We start from the raw sequence: 5,033 nt of genomic DNA on the forward strand, positions 1-5,033 counted from the left end.
GTCGAGCGCGCCGCCGCGGCCGAAGGCGATCACCGGCGTTCCGCAAGCCTGGGCCTCGACCGTCGCGATGCCGAAATCCTCCTCGGCCGCGAAGACGCAGGCGCGCGCGGACTGCATCTGCCGCAGCAATTCCTCACGCGGGAGCTTGCCGCGCAGGACGATGTTCGCGGCCCCCTGCGCGAGGGCCGATACGGCATCCCATTCCGGCCCGTCGCCCACCACCACCAGCTTGTGCTGCGGCATGAGCCGGAAGGCCTGGATCACGAGATCGACCCGCTTGTAGGGCACCAGGCGCGAGACGACCACGAAGGAGTCGCGCGGGCCGTCCTTGGGCTGGAAGCGCGCGACGTCGACCGGCGGGTAGATGACCAGGGCGTCGCGCCGGTAGACCTTGCGGATCCGGCGCTGGATATAGCTGGAATTGGCGACGAACACGTCGACGCCGGCGGCCGAGCGCACGTCCCAGTTGCGCAGCCGGTGCAGCAGCCAGCGCGCGAAGAGGCCCTTGGGGCCGCGATCCAGGCCGGTCTGCCGGAGATATTGCGCCTGCATGTCCCAGGCGTAGCGCAGCGGGGAATGGACATAGGAGATATGGAGCTGGTCCGGGCCGGTGATCACCCCCTTGGCCACCGCGTGATTGCTGGAAATGACCAGGTCGAACCCCGACAGATCGAGCTGTTCGACCGCAAGCGGCATCAGGCCGATATAATTCCTGAACCGCTTGCGGGCGAAGGGCAGGCGCTGGATGAACGTGGTCGTGACCTTGCGGCCCTGCAGCATGCCGCGTTCGCCGGGCGGCAGGAAATCGACCACGGCGAACAGTTCGGCCTGCGGAAAGAGCAGCAGCAATTGCTGGACGACGCGCTCGGAGCCCGCGACCGTGTCCAGCCATTCATGGACGATCGCGACCTTCGGCGCGGGGTTCGGCACGGATGCGACGGATGGTTCAGGCTGCACGACGGTCATAATATCCTCCAGCACCCGAGGCGGGCCGCGCCGGCGACGGAACCGGCGACGGAATCTGAAATGGCGTCATTGAAAATATCGTTATAAAAAAACGTCAAAAAAATAGCGCAATCAGGCCGTCATCAGAAGTGGCGTTCGAAAATCTTGATGACGTCGCCCGGCTTTACGTAATCCTGCGGCGAGATGCGGCCGACCACGGTATGGTCGCCGACCTGACGCACCACGTAGGCGCGCCCCTGTACCGCGCGATAGGTGAACCCGCCCGCGGCCGCGACGGCCGTCAGCATGGTCATGAAGGGCTGGTACGGGTACTGGCCGGGCCGCGCGACCTCGCCCAGGATCGAGACCATGCGGTAGGACGTGATCTCGACCGACACGTTGGGGTTGCGCACCATCTGGGCCTTTTCCAGAGCGGCGCCGACTTCCTTGGCGAATTCCGACGTCGTCAGCCCCTGGGCCTGGAGGGGGCCGGCCAGGGGGAAGGCCACCTTGCCGTTGCTGTCGACCCTGAAATCCGAGGTGAGCTGGTCATGCCCGTAGGTGATGACACGGATTTCGTCATCCACGCCCATGCGGTACTGGTTCGGGTCGTAGGACGGAACCGGCGTCAGGTCCGACCCGGGCGCGCAACTGCTCAGCATGACCGCCAATCCGAGAAGGACGATCGGACCGGCGGACCGGCTGCGGTTGAAACTGGTCGTCAGCATTCCTTGTATGCTCCCGTATCTTGGACCCCGTGCCCGCGGGTCCGATCATTGTCCATATGCATCTACGCACCATGCATCCACGCACCGCCGCCGGAGGCCCGTTCCGACAGAAAAACGACCTGGTGTCCCCGTCCCGAAATGCGCGTGCGGATTTCGGGGCGGGGCCACTAGAGCGCGAAACTGAGACCGATCATGAAATTATGATCGGACACGACGGCGTAGTCGGAAGAGTTCTGGCTGGTGAAGTTATAGTTGAACGTCATGGAGACATGACGGTTCAGCAACCATTGCGCGCCGGCGCCGGCATCGAAGATGAGCTGCTGCGACTGGATCGTCCGCAGGATCGTATTGTCCAGCGCCTCGGGCGTGCGGGCATAATCCGCCCGCTGGATGCCCCCGTGCGCCGTCAGCACCAGGTTGCGGTTGTAATAATGCCGCACCGTGAGTTCGGCGGTGGTGTAGGTGAACCCGACCACGTTTTCGTAGCCGCCATCCTCGATCCCGTTGCGGACGGCCAGGGACAGCATCGTCAGCCGCGTCGGGTTCCAGCCCAGTTCGAGTTCGGCGATCGGCGAGTTGATCGTGCCGTAGAAGCCGGAGTGATAGAGGCGCGTCTGATAGCCGACCAGCGCCCGGGCCCGGAATGGCCCGGTCAGGCCGAAATCCAGGCCCGTCATGGCGATCAGGCCGCTGGAATCGCGCGACGGCAGGCCGGCGACCATATTGTTGACGTAATGGATTTCGGTGCCCTGGAGCACCACCAGGACCTGCCGTTCGGGCGTCAGCTCGTACCGGGCGGTCACGCCCTCATTGACCATGACGCGGTTGCGGTAGCTCTGGTCCGTGAAGAGGTTGCCGTTGTTGGTCGGCTGGCCGAAATCGTAAAATCCGATCTGGGCCTGCGGGATGAAGCTGAAGCGGCCGTGGGTGAGCAGCGTGTAGCTGAGCCCCGCATTGTCGAATTCATACTGAATCGGCACGCTGAAGAGCTGGGCGCCGAGATCCATCGGGGTCTGGACCAGGGAGAGATGCGTGTAGGTGAAGCCGAGCTGGTCATGGCCGAAATTATGGACGCCGCCCAGCGTCGCCGTCCAGTTCGTCCGGTTCTGGATCGATTGGGACGGGAAACGGTAATCGGCGACGTTCATCTCGGCATGGAGCTGGTCGTTCGTCCATTGCGCGACGGCCGCGAGGTCGCCGCTGGACATGATGACCGGGCTGCCCTTGCCGTTGAGCAGGCGATCGACGTTGTTGTCATAGCCGAAGGATTCGGCCGCGGTGGCGTCGATGCGGACCGGGCCGTACACCACGCCCAGCGGCGCGTATCGTTCGAGCGCCTGGACCTGGGCCGGTTCGGTTTCGATGGTTCCCAGACCGGCGCCGAGGGGCGGGAGGTACGTATCCAGGACCTGCGCAGACGCGACGTCCGGCAGAAGCAGGGGGGCGATGACAATCAAACCCAAACCGAAAGTTAAGGGTGTGCGCACCGGAGACCTTACTTATAAGAGTATGACGGGAATATTTCGGATAAAGCGAGTTCGTTAAAATAATCTTCCTGATCATTGTCAACAGCTATCTTGATACGGCGTATTGCTTTTTCGCCAGACAATTCCCGTCTTCCGCGCTTGGCCGAGGCTTCACATATTGGTGACACGATCGGGCCGCGCTGTGGAATGTTTTTTTGCACTTTTTTTCTCATGAAAACGGGAACTCTGATACATTTCCTGCGTAACGCCCGTGATCGACCGGGCGTCGATTGGTTTTTCCACACATTTTACGCCATATTTCCGCCAATCATTTCCTCTATATTGACTTCTTATTCCATTTTTCTCTATTCGCATCGTATATTTTCATTGACAGGGTGGGCCCGGCGCATGTCGGCATGGACATTCAGTATCGATATCGGACCGCCGACCACGCCCGGCGCCCCGGAATGCGGCCATGCGCCGTCGGCGCGCGCGGGTGGCCCTGCGGACTATTTGTCGCGGGAGGATGGAACCCGGTGCCCGTTCATTCGTCGAGAGCGCAGGCGATAAGGACGGCGGATGCCGCGTGACCTTCGTCGTCATGATCCGGGCGGCGTCATGATCCGGGCCTTCGTCTCGATTTGGGCCGGTGACACGCAGGTACGCAGGTACATGGCGCGCAGGCGCACCGGGTTTTCGGTCCTGTTTTTGTAATGAAACGAATTTTCGGTTTGAGCGGCGCACTGCCGACACCCATTTCAGCCTGACGCGAGGATCGCGCCATGAACCAGTTGCAACTGCCCCCCCTCAATGGTCCGCTGCATGGCGGCGCGCTCGGCGGGATGCCGTCGGGCGCCGCCGAAGCGCAGCCGTCTGCGGCGCGGATCTTCAGCATGATCGGTCGCCATCGCCTGGCGGTGGCGCTGGTCACGCTGGGCCTCGGCGCCCCCGCCATCACCGGTATCGCGCTGCTGAAACCGTACTATACGGCGACGACGATGCTGATGATCGGCACGCGCGGTTCGTCGTTCCGCGACCTGCAGGCGACGGTGTCGGCGCCCGACATCGACACGATCGCGGTCAATACGCAGGTCGACGTCCTGCGCAGCCCGGCGATCGCGCGGACCGTGGTGGACCGTCTGGACCTGCTGCACGATCCGGAATTCACCAGCCTGCTCGATACCGTTCCCCTGAAGCAACGGGTCATGGACGAGATCTATACGCTGCTGGGCAGTCCGCCCAAGGCGATGCCGCCCCTGACGCCGGAACAGCGCGCGCAGGCCCTGGCGCTGATCCTGGCCGGCAAGGTGACCATCCTGAACGATGGCCGCTCTTACATGATCAAGATCACGGCGAAGACGGGCAATCCGGTGACGAGCGCGCGGATCGCCAACGCCTATGCGGATTCGTATCTGGATTTCCGCCGGCACCTGAAGGTTGCCGCGACCTGGCAGGCGAACGCGCTGCTGGACGAGCAGATCGTCCCCCTGCGCGAGCGCCTGCGCAAGGCGGAACAGGCGGTCGAGCAGTTCCGCGAACGCAACGGGCTGATTACCGCGCGGCTGGATCACCAGCCCGGCACCGCCGAGGCCGAGGCGCCGACCGTCGCCGACGAGCAATTGCAGCGCATGAACCAGGAACTGGTCACCGCGCAGGCCGACCTGGAGATGAAGCGCGCGCGCTATTCGGAAGTGCAGAACGCGATCCGCACCGGGACGGTGGGCAGCCTGCCCGACGTGGTGTCCGCGCCGCTGATCCAGCAATTGCAGGGCCAGGAGGCGCAGTTGAGCAGCCGCGTGTCCAGCCTGAGCCAGACCGCGCTGGGGGCCAACCCCGACCTGCAGGCGGCCGAGGCGGGCGCGGCACAGGTACGGCGCGAGATCGGCGCGGTGAC

4 protein-coding genes are annotated in these 5,033 nt (G+C 63.7%); 1 reads left to right on the plus strand and 3 read right to left on the minus strand.

Translation table 11 applies throughout. From position 1 onward, the window contains the following. The 3 genes from HUK84_RS10145 to HUK84_RS10155 form a co-directional block, all read right to left on the minus strand. Nucleotides 1–966 (minus strand): glycosyltransferase (locus HUK84_RS10145; protein ID WP_176640187.1); only part of this gene is annotated, 966 nt, incomplete at its 3' end. A gap of 122 nt (nucleotides 967–1,088) precedes the next feature. Next, the gene (locus tag HUK84_RS10150) at nucleotides 1,089–1,673 is read right to left on the minus strand and encodes a polysaccharide biosynthesis/export family protein (protein ID WP_176640188.1); all 585 of its coding nucleotides are present in this window, start codon (nucleotides 1,671–1,673) and stop codon (nucleotides 1,089–1,091) included. 167 nt (nucleotides 1,674–1,840) lie between these two features. Then, nucleotides 1,841–3,136 (minus strand): outer membrane beta-barrel protein, encoded by a 1,296-nt coding sequence (locus HUK84_RS10155; protein WP_218064308.1) that lies wholly within the window; start codon nucleotides 3,134–3,136, stop codon nucleotides 1,841–1,843. A 785-nt stretch (nucleotides 3,137–3,921) separates the two neighbouring features. Here HUK84_RS10155 and HUK84_RS10160 point away from each other — a divergent pair. Continuing rightward, the coding region (locus HUK84_RS10160; protein WP_374729312.1) for a GumC family protein at nucleotides 3,922–5,033 on the plus strand (1,112 nt) is incomplete at its 3' end.

The organism is Nguyenibacter vanlangensis (assembly GCF_013376155.1).
Taxonomy (GTDB): Bacteria; Pseudomonadota; Alphaproteobacteria; order Acetobacterales; family Acetobacteraceae; genus Gluconacetobacter; species Gluconacetobacter vanlangensis.